The organism is Prauserella salsuginis, from assembly GCF_024648885.1.
GTDB lineage: Bacteria > Actinomycetota > Actinomycetes > Mycobacteriales > Pseudonocardiaceae > Prauserella > Prauserella salsuginis.
In genome coordinates this window covers 284,711-304,305 of the sequence record NZ_JANBBF010000012.1, presented here as the reverse complement: position 1 = coordinate 304,305, position 19,595 = coordinate 284,711, and the positions used below count along the sequence as shown (strand labels likewise).

Sequence of the window (19,595 nt, the reverse complement as noted above, 5' to 3'; positions counted from 1 at the left end):
GGACGATCGACACGTGCTCGGCAATCGGATTCGGGATCTGCGCAAGGAGAACGACCTGACATTGCGCCAACTGGCGGCACGCATCGAGGTCTCCCCCGGGCTGCTGAGCCAGATCGAGAACGGCACCACCGATCCGAGCCTGACCACGATCCGCAAGCTCGCCGCCGCGTTCGGCACGTCGCTCGCGGAGATGTTCTCCGACGACGCGCCGCCCGTGCACATCACACGGCCGGGCGACCGGCCGCAGCTGCGCCGTTCCGGAGGACACCTGCTCTACGACCGGCTCACGCCCGGACGCGGCGATCTCGAAGTCCTGATCGGCCGGCTCGCGCCCGGCGAGGCGACGTCCGAAGAGCCGTGGAGCCACGCGTCCACCGAATGCACGCTCGTCACCGACGGAACCCTCACCGTCGAACTCGGGGACGACACCTACACACTGGACACCGGCGAGAGCGTCACGTTCGACTCCCGAACGCCCCACCGCTACGTCAACGCCGGGGACCGGTCCGCCGAGTTCGTCGTGTCGGTCACGCCGCCCAACCCGTGACACCAACCCCGCGACGGCCCGGCCGGCGCTGCGCGCTCCGGTCCGTGAGCCGGGGCGGCCCGAAGCGCCACCCGGGCCGCCACCGTCAGGCCATCGGCCGCGGCGACGCAACCGACCGGGTCCGGTCGTCCCGGACGACCTCACCGCCCTTCAACACCAGGGACAGGGAACGGAACGCCGCGGTGTCGGCGAGCGGGTCCTCGTCGAGCACGAGCAGATCGGCGTATTTTCCGGCGGTGATCGAGCCGAGATCGTCGTCGACTCCGAGCCAGCGAGCGGGGCCGATCGTGGCCGATCGCAAGGCCTCCCGCGCGCCGAGCCCGCCCGTGGCCATGTACTCCAGCTCCCGCACCGCCGCGCTCGTGCCCTCGAACCGCCAGAACGGTGGCATGTCACTGCCCAGCAGCACGTCGACCCCGGCCTCCAGCGCCCACTCGTAGCTCTGCATGTGCCGCTCGCCCGCTGCCAGCGAACGCTGCTGCATCCACTCCGGGACACCGAGCTCGTCGAAGAACTCCTTGCACCGCGTCACGACCAGCGTCGGCACGTAGGAGCAGCCCTTCTCCGCCATCAGCCCGGCCAGTTCCCGCGTCAGCTCGTAGCCGTGTTCGACGCAGTCCAGCCCGAGCTCCACCGCCTCGGTGATCACCGGCCAGGGACCGGCGTGGGCCGTCACCTTCCGCCCCCACTCGTGCGCGGTGGTGATGACGGCGGCCAGTTCGTCGGTGGTCACCTGGCGCGTATCGATCTTCTCGTGCCTGCCCGAGATCCCGCCGGAGATCATCACCTTGATCAGGTCCGCACCAGCCTTCACCTGCGACCGCACACCCCGGCGGAACTCGGTCGCGCCGTCGCATTCCAACGCACCCGACGACCCGTGACCGTGGCCTCCCGTGCACGTGACGGCCCGTCCCGCGGTGAAGATCCGCGGCCCCGGGACGAATCCGGAGTCGACGGCGGTCCGCAGGGCGAAGTCGGCGTGGTCCTTCTCCCCCACGCACCGCACCGACGTCACTCCGCTGTGCAGCGTGCGCCGTGCTCCGTCGGCCATGTACAGCGCGAGATCGTGCGGTCCCATCCGATTGACGCGTGCCCCGAGTTCGCCCGGCAGCGACAGCGAGAAATGCGTGTGCATGTTGATCAGGCCTGGCGTGACGTACGAACCCGCCAGCTCCACCTCGACGCAGCCCGCGGCGCGCGCCCGCGAAACCAGGTCGGGGTCCGTGCCGACCTCCCGGATCCGCTCCCCTTCGATCCAGACGGCGGCGTCGGTGAGCGGTCCGTCGGCCAGCGGGTCCACGACTGTGCAGTCACGTAGCAGGTATCCGGTCTCGGTGGCGGCCATGGGCGACTCCTTGTCGGTTCGGTCGGTGCGATCGGCACGATTCGGTGGGCATGGTCGGGACTGTCGGTACGGACGGGACGCGCGGCGCCGTGAGCGTCAGTCGCCTCTCCACACGGGACGTCCGTCGACCGCGACGAGGGTGGGCCGGAGCGACGGCCACTCCGTCGCGTCACGGGCGAGGGGATTCTCGGGCCACACGGCGAAGTCGGCGACGGCGCCCGGCCTGAGCGTCCCGACGTCCGAACGTCCGATGTAGTGCCCGGCCTCCCGGGTGTAGAGCGACAGGGCCTGCCACGGCGTGAGGGCCTCGTCGGCGCCGAGATCGGAGCCGTCCCATGCGCGGCGGGTGACGGCGATCGCGGCGCCCGTGAGCGGATCGCACGGGTGTGTGTCGGATCCGCCCGCGAAGCGTGCGCCGCGGCGCGCCATCGCACCGAACGGCACGGCCCGGTCGGCCAGCTCGCCCCACACGGCGCGCATCTCCCTGGCGTAGGTGTAGGCCAGTGGGGGCTGGACGGACAGGCCGATGCCGAGTTCGGAGCAGTCGTCGACCTCGGCGTCGTCGATGAGAAACGCATGCGCGATCGACACCTGCCCGGGAGCCAAGGACGCCCCGGCGGCACGCAGCTCGCGGACGGTCCGCGTGACGGCGGCGATCGCTCCCCCGCCCATCGCGTGCACACAGGCCGGCCAGCCCCGGTCCGCGGCGAGCCGCAGCACCGTCCGGAGCTGCTCCGGTGTGTACCGGGCGTTGCTGTCGCTGCCCGGCTCCTCGGCGGGCCGTAGCCACGCCCCCGTGAACTCCCCGTCGAGGACGAGTTTGAGCGCCCAGGCCCGGAGCCGGTCGTCGCCGTCGCCCGGCGCCGTCGCGCCCTGCCGCACCCGGTCGAGTTCGGCGGAGAACTCCCGCCGCCAGTCGAAGCGGTTCATCAGCAGGACTCGCTGAACGAGGACGCCTGCTCCCACCGCGGCGCGGTAGAGGTCCCACGCGGCCTCGAACCCTGCGGGCAGCCCGGGATCCACAACCGTCGTCACACCCATCGCGAGCAGCCGCTTCGATGCGGCGGACAGCAGATCGAGCTGGTCCTCGCGCTCGTGCACGCCCGGCCGATACAACGCGTCGTTGACCAAGCGCACGAGCGGCCCGTGGAGGTGGCCGGTGCGCGGATCGAACGCCTCGGTGGCGGCGCCGGACAGCAAGTCGGCCACCTTCGCCACGGCGGCCGTGTTCAGCGCGCCGTGGTCGGGCCTTCGGTACAGGAACACGGGGTGGTCGCCCGCCGCCGCGTCCAGCTCGTCGCGGGTCGGAAGCCTGCCCTCGGCGAGGTTCCGTTCGTGCCATCCGCCCGCGTCGCCCAGACAGCGGATCCAGGCGCCCGGACGATCGGAGGCCGCGCGCTCCCGTACCCGCGCACACACCTCCGTGACGTCGCGCGCCTGGCCCAGCGCGAGCATGGCGAACTCGTGGGACACCTTCTCGAGGTGCATGTGCGTGTCGATGAAACCGGGCAGTACCGCCGCGCCGTCGAGCTGCGTGCGCCGGGTCCGGGGCCCCGCGAGTCGCTCCAGTTCGTCGTCGGAGCCGGTGGCGACGATGCGCCTGTTCCCGACGGCCAGCGCGGAGGACCGGGAAGCCCCCGACTCGAAGGATACGACCTCGCCGCCGGTGAGCAACCAGTCGACCGACACGCCGGAACCCTCCATTTCGGACCCGTGGCGAGCGGTGAGCTCGCGATCGGCCCATTAGAGCGAGTAGGCCACGTATAGTCAAGATGTATGATTTTTAGTTCAGGTAAACTCCGTTGATGGACTCCCCGACCGGGCGTCGCGCTCCGGGAGCGCGACGCCCTGGGCACGCGCCCGCTACCGCCCTTCGGTGCTGACCACCCGGGTGTGCTCCACCGGCGTCGACAGCACCATCGTGCTCGACGGACGGCCGTAGACCGCAAGCCGGTCGATTAGGTCCTCGAAGGCGACCATGGATTCGGCCGCGACCTTCAGCACACTGCACATATCACCGGTGACCCGGTGAATCTCACGCACCTCGGGCCATTCGGCGACCTCGGGGTCGCGCAGCACGCACCGCGGACCGTGACAGCTCATGTGGATGAAGGCGGCGACCGTCCAACCTGCGCTGCCGAGGTCGACGTGCGCGTGGTAGCCGGTGATCACGCCGGCCTCCTCGAGCCTGCGCACGCGTTCGGTGACCGCGGGCGGAGACAGGTGCACCCGCCGCGACAACTCGCTGAACGACAGCCGTGCGTTGTCCTGCAGCTCCCGCAGGATCTCCCAGTCCATGCTGTCCACCTGGCGATCCTCTCGTTCGTTAAGTGACCGCGAGGATATGCCGGGAAATCGACGGCAGGAACCCCGCAAGGCCGTCGAGACGGTATTCCGCACACGGACCGTCCCGGACCAGGATCATGCACCATGGATTCCACGACCGGGGTGGCATACGACAGGGTTCCCTACGACAGATACGTCCACGCCGGAACTCTGCACCGTCTACAACAGACGAACACCGACGATCCGGGCGAGATGTCGTTCCTCATGATCTCGCAGATCATGGAGCTCTACTTCAACCTCATCGACTTCGAACTCCGTGAGGCACAGCGCGCACTGCGAACCGACGAGGTCTGGGAATCGCTCGCCCCGCTGCGGAGAGCCGCGCTGCACCTGGACGGCCTGAACGCGAGCTGGCAGGGACTGCGCTGGATGTCTCCCGCCGATTTCAACCGCTTCCGCGCCAACCTCGGCGACGCATCCGGCATGCAGTCGGCGATGTACCGCCACTTGGAGTTCCGCCTCGGCCTCAAGACGGCGTCGCTGACGCGGCCGCACCGCGTCGACCCCGAACAACACGACGCACTGCAGCGGACCCTCGCCGAACCGAGCGTGTGGGACGACGCCATCGCCGCGCTCGCCCGCCGCGGCTACGACATCCCGGCCACGCTCCTCGAACGCGACCACACTGTCGAGCACGAACCGGACCCGGCCGTCGAGGCCGCATGGGCCGACGTGCTCGCCGACACGGCTCCCGACAACCACCTGCGGCTGCTGGCCGACGCGCTCACGGAGGTGGCCGAGCAGTTCTCCGAGTGGCGCTACCGGCACCTCGGCGCGGTGCGCCGTGCGATGGGGGCCAAGTCCGGCACCGGTGGCACGAACGGCATCGGCTGGTTGGAGCAGAGCATGAACCGGGTTGTGTTCCCGGAGCTCTGGTCGGCCCGCACTCACGTGTGAGGTACGAGCGATGACCGACTCGATGACCGAGGCACGCGCACACGACCTCGACAGGTCCGACCCGGGCTGGCGAGAGCTCTTCCTGGTCCCGCCTGCCGACGGCGGGGATCACACCGAATCGGCCTACCTCGCGGGCAACTCGCTCGGACTCCAGCCCCGCGCCACGCGCGGGCAGCTGTGCGAGGACCTCGACGACTGGGCCAGGTTCGGTGTCGAGGGACACCACGACGCGAAACGACCCTGGTACCCGTACCACGAACTGCTCACCGAGCCGGCCGCACGGCTGGTGGGAGCGCTGCCCGCGGAAACCGTCGTGATGAATTCACTGACGGTGAACCTCCACCTGCTGATGGTGTCGTTCTACCGGCCGCGTGGCAACCGCGTGCGCATCCTGATCGAGGACTCCGCCTTCCCGTCCGACAGCTACGCGGTCCGCAGCCAAGCACGGTTCCACGGGTTGGACCCCGACGACACCGTCGTGCGCCTGCGGTCGGAGCGGGAGGTGCTCGACCACCTGCGGACCGACGGGGACACCGTCGCACTCGTCCTGCTCGGCGGCGTCAACTACCTCACCGGTGAGCTGATGGACATCCCGGCGGTCACCGCGGCGGCACGGGCCGCGGGCTCAGTGGTCGGCTGGGACCTCGCCCACGCCGCGGGCAACGTGCCGCTGCGGCTGCACGAGTGGGGCGCCGATTTCGCGGCGTGGTGCTCGTACAAGTACCTCAACGCCGGGCCCGGCGCGCTGGCGGGGGTGTTCGTCCACGAACGCCACCTCGACGACCCGTCGCTGCCGCGGTTCGAGGGATGGTGGAGCACCGACGCCGCCACCCGCTTCGAGATGTCGCCCGTCTCACGTCCGCCCGCGAGCGCCGACGCCTGGCAGGTCTCCAACCCACCGATCTTCGCGATGGGACCGGTCCGCACCTCGCTGGAACTCTTCGACCGGATCGGCATGCCGGCCCTGCGGGAACGCAGCCTGCGGCTCACCGCCTACCTCGAAGGGCTGCTGGACGAGGTGCTGCCGGGTAGGCCGGTGGAGCTGCTCACGCCGCGGGATCCCGCCCGCCGCGGAGCGCAGCTGTCCCTGCGCGTCGAGCCCCCGCACGACGCGGGCGGGCTCGCGCGGCGGCTGCGCCACGAGTACGGCGTCATCACCGACGCCCGCGAGCCGGACGTGCTGCGGCTCGCCCCGGCCCCGCTGTACTCGACCCACCACGACTGCTGGCGCGCCGCCGACGCGCTGGCGCGGGAGGTGTCATGACCGACGACGTCGCCGTGGTCGGCGCCGGGCTCACCGGCTGTTTGCTGGCGTACTACCTGGCCCGCCGCGGGCACCGGGTCGACCTCTACGAGCGCAGACCCGACCCCCGGACGGCGGACGCCGAACGTGGCCGCTCCATCAACCTCGCGATCTCCGAACGGGGCCTGGACGCACTCCGCAGAGTCGGCCTCGAGCACCGTGTGATGGCCGACGCACTGCCGATGCGGGGGCGCATGGTCCACCCGCCAACCGGCACGCCCGTCCTTCAGCCCTACAGCGCGGACGGCACCCGTGCCATCAATTCGATCAGCCGGGGAGCACTCAACAACACCCTGCTCGACGCGGCCACGTCCGAAGCCGGCGTGACCGTCCATTTCGAACACAGACTCACCGAGCTGGACACCGGGAAGGGTGCGCTGACCTTCGCCACCCCGCACGACGAGGTGCATGCCGAAGCGCGGGTCGTGTTCGGCGCCGACGGCGCGGGCTCGGCCGTGCGCGGCCACATGCTTGCCCAGGAGGAGCTCGACGAGAGCCTCGATTTCCTCGACTACGGATACAAGGAGCTCACCGTTCCGCCTGTCGACGGGGAGTTCGCACTCGATCCGGGCGCGCTGCACATCTGGCCGCGTGGCAGCGCGATGATGATCGCGTTGCCGAACCCGGACCGATCGTTCACCTGCACCCTGTTCTGGCCGACCGGCGGGACGGCGAGCTTCGCCTCACTGAGCAGCCCGGCCGCGATCGAACGGCATTTCCGCACCCACTACCCGGATCTGTTCCCGCTGGCTCCGACGCTCGTCGATGATTACCTCGCCAACCCCGTCGGGTTGCTGGGAACGGTGCGCTGCACGCCGTGGCAGGCCGGCGGTTCGGTGTGCCTGATCGGCGACGCGGCCCACGCCATCGTCCCGTTCTACGGACAGGGCGCCAATTGTGGCTTCGAGGACGTCGTGGTGCTCGATCGCTGTCTCGACGAGGCCGACTCGTGGCAGGGGGCCCTCGAGCTGTTCGACGCCCGGCGCAAGGTTCACGCCGACACGATCGCCGACATGGCGCTGGACAACTTCGTGGAGATGCGTGACAAGGTCGCCTCCCCGATGTTCCGTGCGACCAAGGCGGTCGAACACACGCTGGAACGGCTTCTCCCCGGTCGCTATGTGTCGCGCTACGAGCTCGTGTCGTTCTCGACCGTGCCGTACGCCGATGTCCGGCGCCGGGTCGCCGCCCAGCAACGTGCGCTGGGCGGCGCGTTCACGCTACTCACGGGAGGCATCGTGGCGGCGACCGCCCGGCTGAGCAGGAGGAACCGGCTATGACGACTACGGAAACACCCACGGTGCTGCGCAACCTCGTGGCGGGCGAATCGGTCGACGGGGCCGGCTGGTTCGACAAGCGCAGTCCCGTCACCGGACGCACCATCGCCACCGTCGCGGAGGCGGATCAGGCCACAGTCGACGCAGCCGTGGTGGCAGCCCGCGCCGCGCTGCGCGGCCCGTGGGGTCGGACCGACGAGCGGGAACGCGCCGCGGCGCTGCGGCGGGTGGCCGACGAACTGGACCGCCGGTTCGACGACCTCGTCGCCGCCGAACTCGCGGACACCGGAAAGCCGATCGACCAGGCCACGACGCTGGACGTGCCGAGAGCCGCGGCGAACTTCCGCGCGTTCGCCGACCTCGTCACGAGCACTCCGACACCGTCGTTCACCACCGCCACCGCGGGTGGACGTGCCCTCAACTACGCGGTGCGCAAGCCCGCGGGGGTCGTGGCGATCATCGTGCCGTGGAATCTTCCACTGCTCCTGTTGACCTGGAAACTCGCCCCGGCATTGGCGTGCGGTAACGCCGTCGTGGTGAAGCCGTCCGAGGAGACCCCGTCCTCGGCGACGCTCCTCGGTGAGATCCTCGCCGAGGCCGGCGTCCCTGACGGCGTGTTCAACCTCGTGCACGGATTCGGACCCGGGTCGGCGGGCGAACTGTTGACCCGGCATCCCGGCGTCGATGCCGTCACGTTCACCGGCGCCTCGGCCACCGGCCGGTCCATCGCCGCAGCGGCCGCCGACGGCGTCAAGGCCGTGTCGTTCGAACTGGGCGGCAAGAACGCGGGTCTGGTGTTCGCGGACACCGACCTGGACGCGGCGGTGGAGGGTGCCGTCCGGTCGTCGTTCACCAACGGCGGTCAAGTGTGCCTCTGCACCGAGCGGCTCTACGTGGAGCGTCCGATCTTCGACGAGTTCACGACGAGGCTCGCGCAACGCGCCGGCGAACAGGTTTTCGGCAAGCCCACCGAACCGGGCACGACCGCGATGCCACTGATCTCCGAACAGCACCGCCGGAAGGTGCTCGGCTATGTCGACCTGGCCAGAACCGAAGGCGCCACGGTGCTCGCCGGTGGCGACATCCCGCGGTTCGGTGACGACCGGGACGGCGGTTGGTACGTGCGGCCCACCGTCCTGACCGGACTCGGGCCCGAAGCCCGCACCAACCGGGAGGAGATCTTCGGTCCGGTGTGTCACGTCGCTCCCTTCGACTCCGAGGACGAGGCGTTCGAACTGGCCAACGACGGTGACTACGGGCTCGCCGCCACGGTGTGGACTCGTGACGTCGGCAGGGCGCATCGGGCAGGGGCGGCGCTCGACGTCGGCCTGATGTGGGTCAACACCTGGTTCCTGCGCGACCTGCGTACGCCGTTCGGCGGTATGAAGGCGTCCGGCGTGGGCCGCGAAGGCGGCACCCACTCGCTGGATTTCTACAGCGAGTACACCAACGTGTGTGTGGAGGTTTCATGACCGACGATCACCGGGCCACCGGCGGCGGCGCAACGCTGGACCAGGCGGAGATCGACCGCTTGGCGGCGGCGCTCGACGACGCCGCCCTCAATGCCGCCGCGCTCAGCCGACAGTCGGCATTGGATGGTGCACCCGTAGCGGACGCGTATGCGGTGCAACGGTCGGTGGTGCGACGCCGACTGGATCGGGGCGAGCAGCTCACCGGTCTCAAAATGGGTCTGACGAGCGCGGCGAAGATGGCACAGATGGGTGTCGATTCACCGATCTGGGGACGGCTCACCGACACGATGGCCGTCGGCGACGGCACCCTGTCGCTCACCGGCCGTATCCATCCGCGTATCGAGCCCGAGGTCGCGTTCCGTATCGGCAGGGACGCCGCTCCGGGGGACGCATTCGGCGACGTGGTCGACGCGGTCGCCCCCGCACTGGAGCTCATCGACTCCCGCTACGAAGGGTTCCGGTTCACGCTGCCCGACGTGATCGCCGACAACACGTCCGCGGCCCGGTACGCGATCGGCCCGTGGCAACCGGTTCCCGCGCAGCTCACGGACCTCGCCGTCACGTTGGACGTCGACGGCACGGCGGTGCAGACCGGTAGTACGGCGGCCATCCTCGGCGACCCTCGCCGGGCATTCGACGAGGCCGTTCGACTCGCCGACGAGGACGGCCTGCGCCTACGGGCGGGCTGGGTGCTGCTCGCCGGTGCCGCGACCGCGGCCGAACCGGTGCAGGCGGGCACGCGAGTGCGCGCGACGGTCGACGGGCTCGGTGCCGTCTCGGTGGAGGTGCGATCGTGACGGGCGCGCGGGTCGTCACAGGCAAAGCCACGCCGCGCGGACGGTTCCCGCACGTCAAACTCGCGGGTGGGTTCGCGTTCGTGTCGGGAACGAGCAGTCGGCGCCCTGACAACACGATAGCCGGGGCCGAGGCCGACGCCCTGGGCACAACGACCCTCGACATCCGCGTCCAGACCCGCGCCGTCCTGAAGAACATCGGAGACCTGCTCCGCGAGGTCGGCGCGGACCTCGGCGACATCGTCTCGGCCACGACTTACCTGGTCAACATGAACGATTTCGGCGGCTACAACGAGGTGTACGCCGAGTTCTTCGACGAATCCGGCCCTGCCCGCACCACGGTGGCCGTTCACCAGCTCCCCCATCCGCACCTGCTCATCGAGATGCAGGTGGTCGCGCTGCTGCCCGACACGACAGAGGAAGGACCTGTGACATGAGCGAGACCCTCCCGACCGCGATCACCGACCCCGTGCACTTCCCGCACTGGCTCGCCGAGAACCAGTCGCTGCTCAAGCCACCGGTGGCCAACAAGCAGCTGTTCGCCGAGAGTTCCGACTTCATCGTGATGGTGGTCGGTGGTCCGAACCGGCGCACCGACTTCCACGTGGACCCCTACGAGGAGTTCTTCTACCAGATCAAGGGCGACATGCACGTCGACATCGTCACCGAGGACGGCCCGCGCACCGTGCACATCCGTGAGGGTGAGATGTGGCTGCTGCCCGGATCCGTGCCGCACTCGCCCCAACGGCCCGAACCGGGCTCGATCGGGCTGGTCTTCGAACGGGTGCGCGCCGAAGGCACGCTGGAGAAGTTCCAGTGGTACTGCCAGCAGTGCAACGGGCTCGTGCACGAGGTCGAACTGCAGGTGCGCAACATCGTCGCCGACCTGCCGCCGGTGTTCGAGGCCTTCTACGAGGACGCCGAAGCACGGACCTGCGGCGACTGCGGCGCACTGCACCCGGGCAAGGCATGACGAGCGCGCAGGCCGCACCCGTCATCGACGTCCACACCCACGTCGTGCCGCACGGCTGGCCGGACCTGGCAGCCGAGTGCGGCGGTTCCGGGTGGCCGTGGCTGCGGATCGACTCCGAGCGGGACGCGATGATCATGGTCGGAGACACACAGTTCCGCCCCGTCGGAGCGGCGTGCTGGGATCGCGAGGTCCGTGCGGCCGACATGGCCGAGGATCGCGTCGACATCCAAGTGGTCTCCCCGACCCCGGTGTTCTTCAACTACGAACGGCCCACGGCACAGGCGGCGGCGGTGGCGCGGATCTTCAACGACCTCACGTTGACCGTCACCGCGGACGACCCCCGGTTCGTACCGTTCTGCCAGGTGCCGCTGCAGGACGCCGACGCGGCGTGTACCGAGCTGGACCGCAGCCTGGCCGCCGGTCACTGCGGGGTCGAGATCGGCAATCACATCGGCGACCGGGACCTCGACGACGAGGGTGTGGTGACGTTCCTCCAGCACTGCGCCGAGGTGGGAGCACCGGTGTTCGTCCATCCGTGGGACATGTCGGAGGGACCTCGGCTGGACCGATGGATGGCCCGCTGGCTCACGGGCATGCCCGCGGAGACGCATCTGTCGATCCTGGCGATGATCCTCGGCGGGGTCTTCGACCGCGTACCCGACACACTGCGGATGTGCTTCGCCCACGGTGGCGGCAGTTTTCCCTTCTGGCTAGGGCGCGCCGACAACGCCTGGCACCGCCGGAGCGACCTCGTCCGCGGACGCTCGGAGCATCCGCCGAGTCACTACACCGACCGGTTCCTCGTCGACACGGTCGTCTTCGAACCGGCGGCGCTGCGCCTGCTCGTCGACACCGTCGGCGAGGACCATGTGCTGCTGGGCAGCGACTATCCCTACCCGCTCGGCGAACGGCCGGTGGGCAGGGTCGTGCGCGACAGCCCGTTCCTGGACGAGCGCGTACGCGGCAAGCTGTTGTCGGGCAACGCACTACGGTTTCTCGGCCGGTGATCGACGCGGGTCAGCTGTGCACCTGCTCGGGCAGCAGCCTGACCGCCTGCAGGGCCAGGTACAGCCGTGTCACGTCGACCGGGCTCCGCGGATCACGACCACTGAGCTGGGCGAGTTTGTTGAGCCGGTAGCGGACGGTGTTCTGGTGGCAGTGGATCAGGTTCCCGGCGTCGGCGGCCGAGCCCTGCGCCTCGAACCACGCCTCCAAGGTGTCGAACAGCACGCCCCGCTCCTCAGCCGGCAGGTCGAACACCTTCTCGAAGGTGCGCCGGGCGAGTCCCGCGCTCAGCTCGGGCGCGGCCGTGACGAGTGCCGCCACGCGGGCCTCGTCGAAGCGGGTCACGACGTTGCTCCCGGGAGTCGCAGCGTCGCGGGCCATGAGCGCCTGGGGCACCGCCTGCGGCGTCGCGACGATCGACTCGAACACGTCGCTGACGCCCACTCGGCCCGTCGTGATGGAGGCCAGGTACCGGTTGAGGCGATCGGTCCGGTAGGTCTTGGTCAGCGCGACGAGCCCGAGTTCGCTGTCCGCCTCGGAGCGCCACACGGACCGGACCCCGAGTGAGCTCAGCGCCCGTTCGGCGGACACCGGCGGCCGGCTGCGCTCCATCGACTCGGGATCGGAGGCTACGACGACGAACCGCCCGACCTTCGGCAGCCGCAGTGCGGCCGCGACGTCGGCGAGCCCTCGTCCCGTGGTCGTGATGCCGCTGAACAGCGCGGCCAGAGCCGCCTCCCGGAACCGGGAGTCGCGAAAGAGCTGTTCGGTCTCCACATCCCGGTATGCGGTGGTGAGCGCCTGCGAGGACAGGTCGAGGGAGTTCCAGAGGATCGACGCCGAGCCGAGCAGCGCCTGGCTCGCCTCGGGGTCGTCCCGGCACTGCCGCACGAGCTCGTGCCAGAGATGGCGCGTACCGATCCGGTAGGCATGCAGGACCGTGTCGAGCGGGACACCGTCCTCGGCTCGTTCCCTGCCGGTACGGCGCGCGACGGTCGGCCGGTTGGCCTCGTTCCGGATCACGTTCTCCAGCGCCGAGATGATGTTGGGGCGGACGGCGTCGGCGAGTTGCTGCTGGGTCATGTAGTCGACGTAGTAGGGCTCGTCCTGGCGGATCAGCCGTGCGATCTCCAGCGTCAGCGCATCCAGGTCGTCGAGGAGCCGTTCGCAGGCGGTCACGACACCCGCGCCCGCCGTGGCTATGCCGGTCATGGAACCTCCGTTGTCGCCGAACACAAACATCGGGGCCGTACGTGAGTCCGGTCACTATGGCTGAACTGGGCGAGCTGGACAAACCTTGGTGCTCGCGACATTCCCGCACGGCGAGGACCGGAGTTGGCATGAACCTGGCCGAGAACCTGGAGCGATCCTCCAGATTCCATGCGCGCGCCGCGGCCCTGTCCCTCGGCGACCAGGTGGTCAGCTACCGGGAGCTCGAACACCAGAGCAGGCGCGTGGCCGGGTTCCTCGCGACGAAGGGGTTGCGGGCCGGCGAACGCGTGGCGCTCATGCTTCCCAACGTCCTGGAGTTCGCGCCGCTGTACTACGGGATCCTCCGGGTCGGCGCGATCGTGGTGCCGCTGAGCACCCACCTCACCGACAGTGAGGTGGCCTTCCGGCTCCGTGACTCCGGTGCGCGGTTGCTCTTCGCCTGGGAATCCGTCGCCGCGGCGTGCCGGCCGATCGCCGGCGACGTCGACCTCGTCCTCATGACGCCGGGCGGGCTCACCTCACTGCCCGGCGACCCGTCCGCGGTCGGCCGCGTCGCACCGCGCGATCCCGGCGACACGGCCGCCATTCTCTACACGGCCGGAACGACGGGCAGTCCCAAGGGCGCCGAGCTCACCCACGGCAACCTCGTGCAGAACGTCGAGATCGTCGCCCAGGAACTCACGGAACTGGCTCCCACCGACGTCGTGTTCGGCGCACTGCCGCTGTTCCACTCGTTCGGCCAGACGGCCGTGCTCAACGCGGCGGTCCGGGCCGGCGCCTGCCTGGCCCTACTGCCCCGCTTCGACGTCGCGGAGGCGTTCGCGACGCTGCAGCGGAGCGGCGTCACGGTCATGCCCGCGTTCCCGACGATGTACGTCGGCCTGCTCAACCACCCGGCACGCGCCGAGTTCGACACGAGCCGGCTCCGGCTGTGCACCTCGGGCGGCTCCGCTCTGCCGATCGAGGTCCTGCTCGCCTTCGAACGGGCCTTCGGCTGCGTGGTCCTCGAAGGATACGGCCTGTCCGAGACGTCGCCGGTGGCCGCGTGCAACAGCCCGGACCACAGGCGCGTCGGCTCCATCGGGTTCCCGGTCCGGGACGTCGAACTGCGGATCGTCGACGACGACGGCCGCACCGTGACCGACGGTGAGATCGGTGAGATCGCCGTCCGCGGTCACAACGTGATGAAGGGCTACTGGCAGCAACCGGAGGCGACGGCGGCGGCCGTGCCGGACGGCTGGCTGCGCACCGGCGACCTCGGCCGCCGGGACGAGGACGGGTTCTTCTACGTCGTCGACCGCAAGCACGAATTGATCACACGCGGTGGCTGCACCGTGTACCCGCGCGAAATCGAAGAAGTGCTGTACGAACACCCGGCCGTTCTCGAGGCGGCAGTCATCGGCACCCCGGACACGAAGATGGGAGAGGAAATTGTCGCGCTGGTGACCCTGCGTCCCGGCGAGTCCGTCAGCGGCGACGAGCTCCGCACGTACGTCAGGGGAAAGGTCGCGACGGACAACCATCCGCGGCACGTCGAAATCGTGCCCGAACTGCCCAAGACCCCGACCGGAAAGATCCGCAAACGCGACATCAGGTTCGAGCACGCGACCTGACGTCCGGCGCACTCCGGTGTCGTCGCCGAGTGCGCGCCCCACCACCTGCACACCCCAGCCGGTCACCCGGCACCGGAAACGGTCGGTCAGACCGGTCCCCCACATCCCCACCAGATCGAGCCCGCCTCATTTCAAAGGAGAAATGCCATGGCACCGATGCGAATTCGACCCGGCGCGACCGTCACCGCGGCCGCCTGCGCGGGTGCACTGCTGGCCACCAGCGCCTGTGGCGGTGGTGCCGGATCCGGCTCCGACACGATCGTCATCGGATACTCCGGTCCGCTGAGTGGAGGCGCGGCCGTCTACGGGAAGAACATCCAGGACGGCCTGCAACTCGCGATCGACGACCTGAACGAACGCGGCGTCACCGTCGACGGCGAGGAATACCGGGTGGAGCTGCAGTCGCTGGACGACCAGTACGCCCCCGACGCAGCCGCGACCAACGCTCAGCGTCTCGCAGAGCAGGACGACGCGGCCGTCGTCTTCATTCCGCACGCCGGCGGCATTCAGGCCGCGCAGGAACTCAACTCCAGCCGCACCGAGTTCCTGCTGGGCGCCTACAGTTCCGATCCGAAGATCGTCGAGCAGGGCAACGAACTGACGATGATGATCCCGCCGAGCTTCAAGAGCTACGCCGAGCCGTTCGTCGACAAACTCACGCAGAACGGTGAGAGCAAACTCGGGCTGCTGGGCACGTCCAGCGAGTACGGCCAGGAGTGGACCAAACTCGTGACCGAGGAATGGAAGAGCCGCGGCGGGCAGGTGCTCAGCGACAACAGCATCGACTACGCCACCGTGTCCGACTTCGCGGGCCCCGTCTCACGGACCCTTGCCGATAACCCCGACGTGATCTTCCTCGGCGGACCGTCACAGCCGACCGCGGTGATCATCGAGGAGGCACGGCGGCAGGGCTACGAGGGTTCGTTCCTCCTCATGGACCAGGCGAAGTTCGAGGAGATGGAGGAGTTCACCGACCCGGAGAACCTCAACAACGCCATCGGGGTCAAACCGGTGCGGGATTACGACGACCCGGGTACCGACGACCTGCTCGATGCCTACGCCGAGAAGGTCACCAAGAAGCAGCCGGTGACGAGCGAGGTCGCGCTCAACTACCAGAGCGCCGCCATCGTCGTCACGGCCATGCAGCAGGCGGGAAGCATCGACGACTCGGCGGCGATTCGCGAGGCCATCCCGGACGCGATCGGCGAGGTCGACGAGCACTTCCACGTCTCGGGATTCCCCACCGAGATCACCGACGCCGGGCACCTGCGCAACAAGGATCTGGAAGCCGCCTACCGCACGCCGGAGGGCGAGTACGAGTACCTGCCGATCGAACAGCCCGACGAGTGATCGGCCCGACCGTGCCCACGGACTGCCGACGACCCTCCAAGGACGGCACATGACCCTGTTCATCCAACAGCTGTTCGACGGCCTCGCACTCGGCGGCGTGTACTGCCTGGCCGCGATCGGGCTGACCCTCATCTTCGGTGTACTCCGGATCCCGAACCTGGCCCACGGCACGCTGTACATGCTGGGCGCCTACGTCACGTATTTCTTCCTCGTGACGGTCGGCGTTCCCTACGTCGCCGCGATCGGCCTCGCCGCGGTCGTCCTGGCCGTCATCGGCGTGCTGCTGGAACGAATCGTGTTCCATCCGCTCCGCAACGCGCCGCACACCCATCACATGATAGCCGCGGTCGGTGCAATGTTCTTCTTCCAGGCGGTCGCACAGGCCATCTGGGGAGCCGACTTCCGGCGCATGGAATCGCCGATCAGCGGGAGCGTGACGATCCTGGGCGCGCAGATCTCGTGGCAACGGATCGTCATCGTCGTCACGGCGGTGATCGTGCTGGGACTGCTGACCTGGTTCATCAAACGGTCGATCCACGGCCAGACCATCGAGGCCATCGAGCAGGACCGCACCGGCTCCTCGCTCGTGGGAATCAGTCCCAGCCGGGTCTCCATGCTCACGTTCGGGCTCGCGGCGGCGCTGGCCACCGTCGCCGCGGGGCTCGTGGCCCCCATCAACCTGCTGGCACCCACGATGGGCGACGCGCTCAGCCTCAAGGTGTTCGCGATCATCATCCTGGGCGGTCTCGGCTCGCTGCCCGGCGCCATCGTGGGAGGTTTCACCCTGGCACTCGCCGAGGTGATGACCTCGACCTACGTCTCCGCGGCCGCCGGTGAGGGCATCGCGTTCGTGGTCATCGTGCTCGTGCTGGCTATCCGGCCCACCGGGCTCTTCGCAAGGGCGGTGCAACGATGACGACCACCACTTTCTCACCTCAACGGCTCGGCACGCTGCTCGTGGCGCTGGCTCTGCTGCTGGCACCGTTGACGCTCGGCGGCGAGGAATACGTGCTGCGCGTGCTGACCGTCGGAGCGACCTATGCCATCGCTGTCTACGGCATGAACCTGATTCTGGGCCTGACCGGCCAGTTGTCCCTGGCACACGGTGGATTCTTCGGCATCGGGGTGTACATCGTGGGGCTGTTGACCACCGACTACGACTGGGCGTTCTGGCCGTCGTTCCTGGTGGCCGTGCTCGTCACGGGCCTCGGCGGTTTCGTGGCGGGCATCGTGGCGCTGCGCACCCGCGAGGAGTACTTCGCCATCTTCACCATGGCGATGGGCTTCATCATCTTCCTCGTGATCAGCCGCTGGGAGTCGGTCACGCACGCCCATTCCGGGGTCAGCGGGGTGAAGTTCCCCGAAGGTTTCGGACTGTTCGACTTCTCCGAACCCGTCGTCATGTACTACCTGGTGCTACTGTTCCTCCTCGGCGCGGGCTACGTCACCCATGCCGTTCGACGTTCGGGTATCGGCCGCACGCTCGTGGCGATCCGCACCTCGGAGGATCTGGCGCGCTCCATCGGTGTCAATGTCGGGCTGAACAAGCAGCTCGCCTTCGCGGCATCGACCACCTTCGCCGGTGTGGCCGGCGGACTGTTCGCCGCGGTCCAGGGTTTCGTCGGGCCGAGCGCCGCCAGTCTCGATCTCACCTTCGAGATGCTCATGTTCATTCTCGTCGGAGGGCTCGGCACGGTGCTGGGGCCGGTGGTCGGCACCTTCCTCGTGCTGTTCCTGTTCGAGTTCTTCCAGGATTTCGAGGCCTACCGCTTCCTCGTACTCGGACCGATCATCGTGGTGCTGGTGATCTTCGCCCCGCGCGGCATCGTGGGCTATCTGAACGCGTTCGTCGGAAAACTCCGTTCCCGCGCGGCCGGCGCCGGCAACGGCTCCGGCGGCCCGCCGGAACACCGGTCGTCCGACACCGCCACCGACGTGAAGGAGACGTTGTGACGCTGCTCGAAGTGCGCGGCCTCGGCAAACATTTCTCCGGGCTGCACGCGGTCGACGACGTCGATCTCGACGTCGCCGCCGGCCGGATCACCGCCATCATCGGACCCAACGGCGCGGGAAAGTCCACATTGTTCAACCTGCTGGCCGGGTTCTACCGGCCGACGTCGGGCAGTGTGCGGTTCAAGGACCGGGACATCACGGGCATGAGCCCGCACCGCACGGTGGCGCACGGCATCGCCCGCACCTTCCAGACCACGAACCTCTTCGAGGACGCGACGGTGCTGGACAACGTGCTCTCGGGCAGGATCGTGCGGTCGCACTCCACCGTCTTCGACGCGGTGCTGCGCACTCCACGGCACCGCAAGGAGGAGCGGCACAACCTCGACAAGGCGATGGCCGCGCTGGAGTTCACCGGGATCGCCGAGTACCGCGACGAGATCGCCTCGAGCGTGCCGCAGGAGGTGCAGAAGCGCGTGTCCATCGCGTTGGCGTTGGCCACCGAACCCGAGCTGTTGCTGCTGGACGAGCCGGCGGCCGGCCTCACCGAGGAGGAGACGGTCGGTTTCGCACAGCTGATCCGCAACATCGTCGCCGACGGCGTCACCGTGGGTCTGGTCGAGCACCGCATGTCGATGGTGATGAGCTTGGCCGATCACATCCTGGTGCTCGACCACGGCAAGGAGATCGCCTCCGGTACGCCGGAGACGGTCCGGACCGATCCACAGGTGATCGAGGCCTATCTCGGCGCCGATCACCAGGATCAGGAAGGTGCTGGCTGATGTTGACCGTGCGCGGATTGTCCGCCGGATACGACGCCGTCGACGTGCTGCACGCGGTCGACATCACGGCGCGAGCCGGCGAACTCACCGTCGTGCTCGGTGCCAACGGTTCGGGCAAGACGACGATGTTCCGCACCATCAGCGGGATCGTGCGGCCCAGTGCCGGCAGCATCGACTTCGACGGCAGGCAGCTTCCCGACTTGTCCGCCGACAGCATCGTCAAGGCGGGCCTGGCGCACTGCCCAGAGGGGCGGCACCTGTTCGCCAAGATGCCGGTGGAGAAGAACCTCATGCTCGGCGGATACGTCCGCAGGCGCAACCGCGGGCGGGTGCGGGAACTGCTCGAACACGTCTACGAGCTGTTCCCGATCCTGCACGACAAACGCCACCAGCCGGCGGGCACGCTGTCCGGCGGCCAGCAACAGATGGCCGCCATCGGCAGATCACTGATGTCGGATCCGAGCCTGCTGATCCTCGACGAACCGTCGATGGGGCTGGCGCCGCTGGTCACCGCGCAGGTGCTGGACGCAGTCGCGCAGATCAATCGCGACGGCATCGGCGTGCTGCTCGCCGAGCAGAACGCCCAGACCGCGTTGCGCATCGGTCACCACGGGTTCGTTCTGGCCGAGGGGCGCGTGGTGCTGTCGGGCACGGCGTCCGAGCTGCTCGACCATCCCGACGTACGCGAGGCGTACCTCGGCGTGTGAGACCGCAGCAACGATGAGGCTC

19 protein-coding genes are annotated in these 19,595 nt (G+C 69.0%); 15 read left to right on the top strand and 4 right to left on the bottom strand.

Annotated features, from left to right (window positions below; all coding sequences use genetic code 11):
- Positions 1–13 precede the first annotated feature (13 nt).
- A complete protein-coding gene (locus tag LY40_RS19260; RefSeq protein WP_258937718.1) occupies positions 14–547 on the top strand; it encodes a helix-turn-helix domain-containing protein in 534 nt (177 codons plus the stop codon).
- An 85-nt stretch (positions 548–632) separates the two neighbouring features.
- Here the strand turns inward: LY40_RS19260 and LY40_RS19255 are convergent, their stop codons facing one another.
- The 3 genes from LY40_RS19255 to LY40_RS19245 form a co-directional block, all read right to left on the bottom strand.
- Positions 633–1,892 carry an amidohydrolase family protein gene (locus tag LY40_RS19255; protein WP_258937717.1) on the bottom strand — a complete coding sequence of 420 codons (1,260 nt, stop codon included), beginning with the start codon at positions 1,890–1,892 and terminating at the stop codon, positions 633–635.
- A 96-nt stretch (positions 1,893–1,988) separates the two neighbouring features.
- Positions 1,989–3,581, bottom strand: coding sequence for an amidohydrolase (locus LY40_RS19250; RefSeq protein WP_258937716.1), 1,593 nt, complete (start codon positions 3,579–3,581; stop codon positions 1,989–1,991).
- A 174-nt stretch (positions 3,582–3,755) separates the two neighbouring features.
- Positions 3,756–4,190 (bottom strand): Lrp/AsnC family transcriptional regulator, encoded by a 435-nt coding sequence (locus LY40_RS19245; RefSeq protein WP_221213368.1) that lies wholly within the window; start codon positions 4,188–4,190, stop codon positions 3,756–3,758.
- Positions 4,191–4,322: 132 nt separating this feature from the next.
- Between LY40_RS19245 and LY40_RS19240 the strand changes: the two genes are divergently transcribed.
- Genes LY40_RS19240 through LY40_RS19205 form a run of 8 tightly spaced genes read left to right on the top strand, consistent with a single transcriptional unit; the run spans position 4,323 to position 11,961 of the window.
- Positions 4,323–5,135 carry a tryptophan 2,3-dioxygenase gene (locus LY40_RS19240; RefSeq protein WP_183784528.1) on the top strand — a complete coding sequence of 271 codons (813 nt, stop codon included), beginning with the start codon at positions 4,323–4,325 and terminating at the stop codon, positions 5,133–5,135.
- 10 nt (positions 5,136–5,145) lie between these two features.
- A complete protein-coding gene (gene kynU, locus LY40_RS19235; protein WP_221212780.1) occupies positions 5,146–6,399 on the top strand; it encodes a kynureninase in 1,254 nt (417 codons plus the stop codon).
- Positions 6,396–7,718 (top strand): FAD-dependent oxidoreductase, encoded by a 1,323-nt coding sequence (locus LY40_RS19230; RefSeq protein ID WP_258937715.1) that lies wholly within the window; start codon positions 6,396–6,398, stop codon positions 7,716–7,718. The genes kynU and LY40_RS19230 overlap by 4 nt, the downstream gene beginning before the upstream one ends.
- Positions 7,715–9,187: a 2-hydroxymuconic semialdehyde dehydrogenase gene (locus LY40_RS19225; protein ID WP_183784524.1), complete on the top strand. Its 1,473-nt coding sequence runs from the start codon at positions 7,715–7,717 to the stop codon at positions 9,185–9,187. The genes LY40_RS19230 and LY40_RS19225 overlap by 4 nt, the downstream gene beginning before the upstream one ends.
- On the top strand, positions 9,184–9,984 hold the full coding sequence (locus LY40_RS19220) for a 2-keto-4-pentenoate hydratase (RefSeq protein ID WP_183784522.1): 801 nt from the start codon (positions 9,184–9,186) through the stop codon (positions 9,982–9,984). The genes LY40_RS19225 and LY40_RS19220 overlap by 4 nt, the downstream gene beginning before the upstream one ends.
- Positions 9,981–10,418, top strand: coding sequence for a RidA family protein (locus LY40_RS19215; RefSeq protein WP_183784520.1), 438 nt, complete (start codon positions 9,981–9,983; stop codon positions 10,416–10,418). Before LY40_RS19220 ends, LY40_RS19215 begins: the two co-directional genes overlap by 4 nt.
- Positions 10,415–10,954 (top strand): 3-hydroxyanthranilate 3,4-dioxygenase, encoded by a 540-nt coding sequence (locus LY40_RS19210; RefSeq protein WP_183784518.1) that lies wholly within the window; start codon positions 10,415–10,417, stop codon positions 10,952–10,954. Before LY40_RS19215 ends, LY40_RS19210 begins: the two co-directional genes overlap by 4 nt.
- Positions 10,951–11,961 (top strand): amidohydrolase family protein, encoded by a 1,011-nt coding sequence (locus tag LY40_RS19205; RefSeq protein ID WP_258937714.1) that lies wholly within the window; start codon positions 10,951–10,953, stop codon positions 11,959–11,961. Before LY40_RS19210 ends, LY40_RS19205 begins: the two co-directional genes overlap by 4 nt.
- 10 nt (positions 11,962–11,971) lie before the next feature.
- Here LY40_RS19205 and LY40_RS19200 read toward each other — a convergent pair whose 3' ends face one another.
- Positions 11,972–13,171 (bottom strand): PucR family transcriptional regulator, encoded by a 1,200-nt coding sequence (locus LY40_RS19200; RefSeq protein WP_183784514.1) that lies wholly within the window; start codon positions 13,169–13,171, stop codon positions 11,972–11,974.
- Positions 13,172–13,299: 128 nt separating this feature from the next.
- On the opposite strand from LY40_RS19200, the gene LY40_RS19195 reads away from it, so the two are divergent.
- From LY40_RS19195 to LY40_RS19170, 6 genes are all read left to right on the top strand, one after another.
- Positions 13,300–14,784, top strand: a complete 1,485-nt coding sequence (locus LY40_RS19195; RefSeq protein ID WP_183784512.1) for a long-chain-fatty-acid--CoA ligase — start codon at positions 13,300–13,302, stop codon at positions 14,782–14,784.
- Between the two features lie 147 nt (positions 14,785–14,931).
- Positions 14,932–16,134: an ABC transporter substrate-binding protein gene (locus LY40_RS19190; RefSeq protein ID WP_258937713.1), complete on the top strand. Its 1,203-nt coding sequence runs from the start codon at positions 14,932–14,934 to the stop codon at positions 16,132–16,134.
- A gap of 49 nt (positions 16,135–16,183) precedes the next feature.
- Entirely contained in the window at positions 16,184–17,050 is an 867-nt protein-coding gene (locus tag LY40_RS19185) for a branched-chain amino acid ABC transporter permease (protein WP_183784508.1), read from the top strand.
- Positions 17,047–18,087, top strand: coding sequence for a branched-chain amino acid ABC transporter permease (locus LY40_RS19180; RefSeq protein ID WP_183784506.1), 1,041 nt, complete (start codon positions 17,047–17,049; stop codon positions 18,085–18,087). Before LY40_RS19185 ends, LY40_RS19180 begins: the two co-directional genes overlap by 4 nt.
- The gene (locus tag LY40_RS19175) at positions 18,084–18,866 is read left to right on the top strand and encodes an ABC transporter ATP-binding protein (protein WP_183784504.1); all 783 of its coding nucleotides are present in this window, start codon (positions 18,084–18,086) and stop codon (positions 18,864–18,866) included. Before LY40_RS19180 ends, LY40_RS19175 begins: the two co-directional genes overlap by 4 nt.
- Entirely contained in the window at positions 18,866–19,573 is a 708-nt protein-coding gene (locus LY40_RS19170; protein WP_258937712.1) for an ABC transporter ATP-binding protein, read from the top strand. The genes LY40_RS19175 and LY40_RS19170 overlap by 1 nt, the downstream gene beginning before the upstream one ends.
- Positions 19,574–19,595 lie beyond the last annotated feature (22 nt).

Excerpts from the sequence above, each read along its gene's own strand:
- LY40_RS19180 (WP_183784506.1), top strand. The coding sequence starts at position 17,047 with ATGACGACCACCACTTTCTCACCTCAACGGCTCGGCACGCTGCTCGTG.
- LY40_RS19245 (WP_221213368.1), bottom strand. The coding sequence starts at position 4,190 with ATGGACTGGGAGATCCTGCGGGAGCTGCAGGACAACGCACGGCTGTCG.
- LY40_RS19255 (WP_258937717.1), bottom strand. The coding sequence starts at position 1,892 with ATGGCCGCCACCGAGACCGGATACCTGCTACGTGACTGCACAGTCGTG.
- LY40_RS19230 (WP_258937715.1), top strand. The coding sequence starts at position 6,396 with ATGACCGACGACGTCGCCGTGGTCGGCGCCGGGCTCACCGGCTGTTTG.
- LY40_RS19170 (WP_258937712.1), top strand. The coding sequence starts at position 18,866 with ATGTTGACCGTGCGCGGATTGTCCGCCGGATACGACGCCGTCGACGTG.
- LY40_RS19205 (WP_258937714.1), top strand. The coding sequence starts at position 10,951 with ATGACGAGCGCGCAGGCCGCACCCGTCATCGACGTCCACACCCACGTC.
- LY40_RS19225 (WP_183784524.1), top strand. The coding sequence starts at position 7,715 with ATGACGACTACGGAAACACCCACGGTGCTGCGCAACCTCGTGGCGGGC.
- LY40_RS19185 (WP_183784508.1), top strand. The coding sequence starts at position 16,184 with ATGACCCTGTTCATCCAACAGCTGTTCGACGGCCTCGCACTCGGCGGC.
- LY40_RS19195 (WP_183784512.1), top strand. The coding sequence starts at position 13,300 with ATGAACCTGGCCGAGAACCTGGAGCGATCCTCCAGATTCCATGCGCGC.
- LY40_RS19200 (WP_183784514.1), bottom strand. The coding sequence starts at position 13,171 with ATGACCGGCATAGCCACGGCGGGCGCGGGTGTCGTGACCGCCTGCGAA.
- LY40_RS19210 (WP_183784518.1), top strand. The coding sequence starts at position 10,415 with ATGAGCGAGACCCTCCCGACCGCGATCACCGACCCCGTGCACTTCCCG.
- LY40_RS19240 (WP_183784528.1), top strand. The coding sequence starts at position 4,323 with ATGGATTCCACGACCGGGGTGGCATACGACAGGGTTCCCTACGACAGA.
- LY40_RS19220 (WP_183784522.1), top strand. The coding sequence starts at position 9,184 with ATGACCGACGATCACCGGGCCACCGGCGGCGGCGCAACGCTGGACCAG.
- LY40_RS19190 (WP_258937713.1), top strand. The coding sequence starts at position 14,932 with ATGGCACCGATGCGAATTCGACCCGGCGCGACCGTCACCGCGGCCGCC.
- kynU (WP_221212780.1), top strand. The coding sequence starts at position 5,146 with ATGACCGACTCGATGACCGAGGCACGCGCACACGACCTCGACAGGTCC.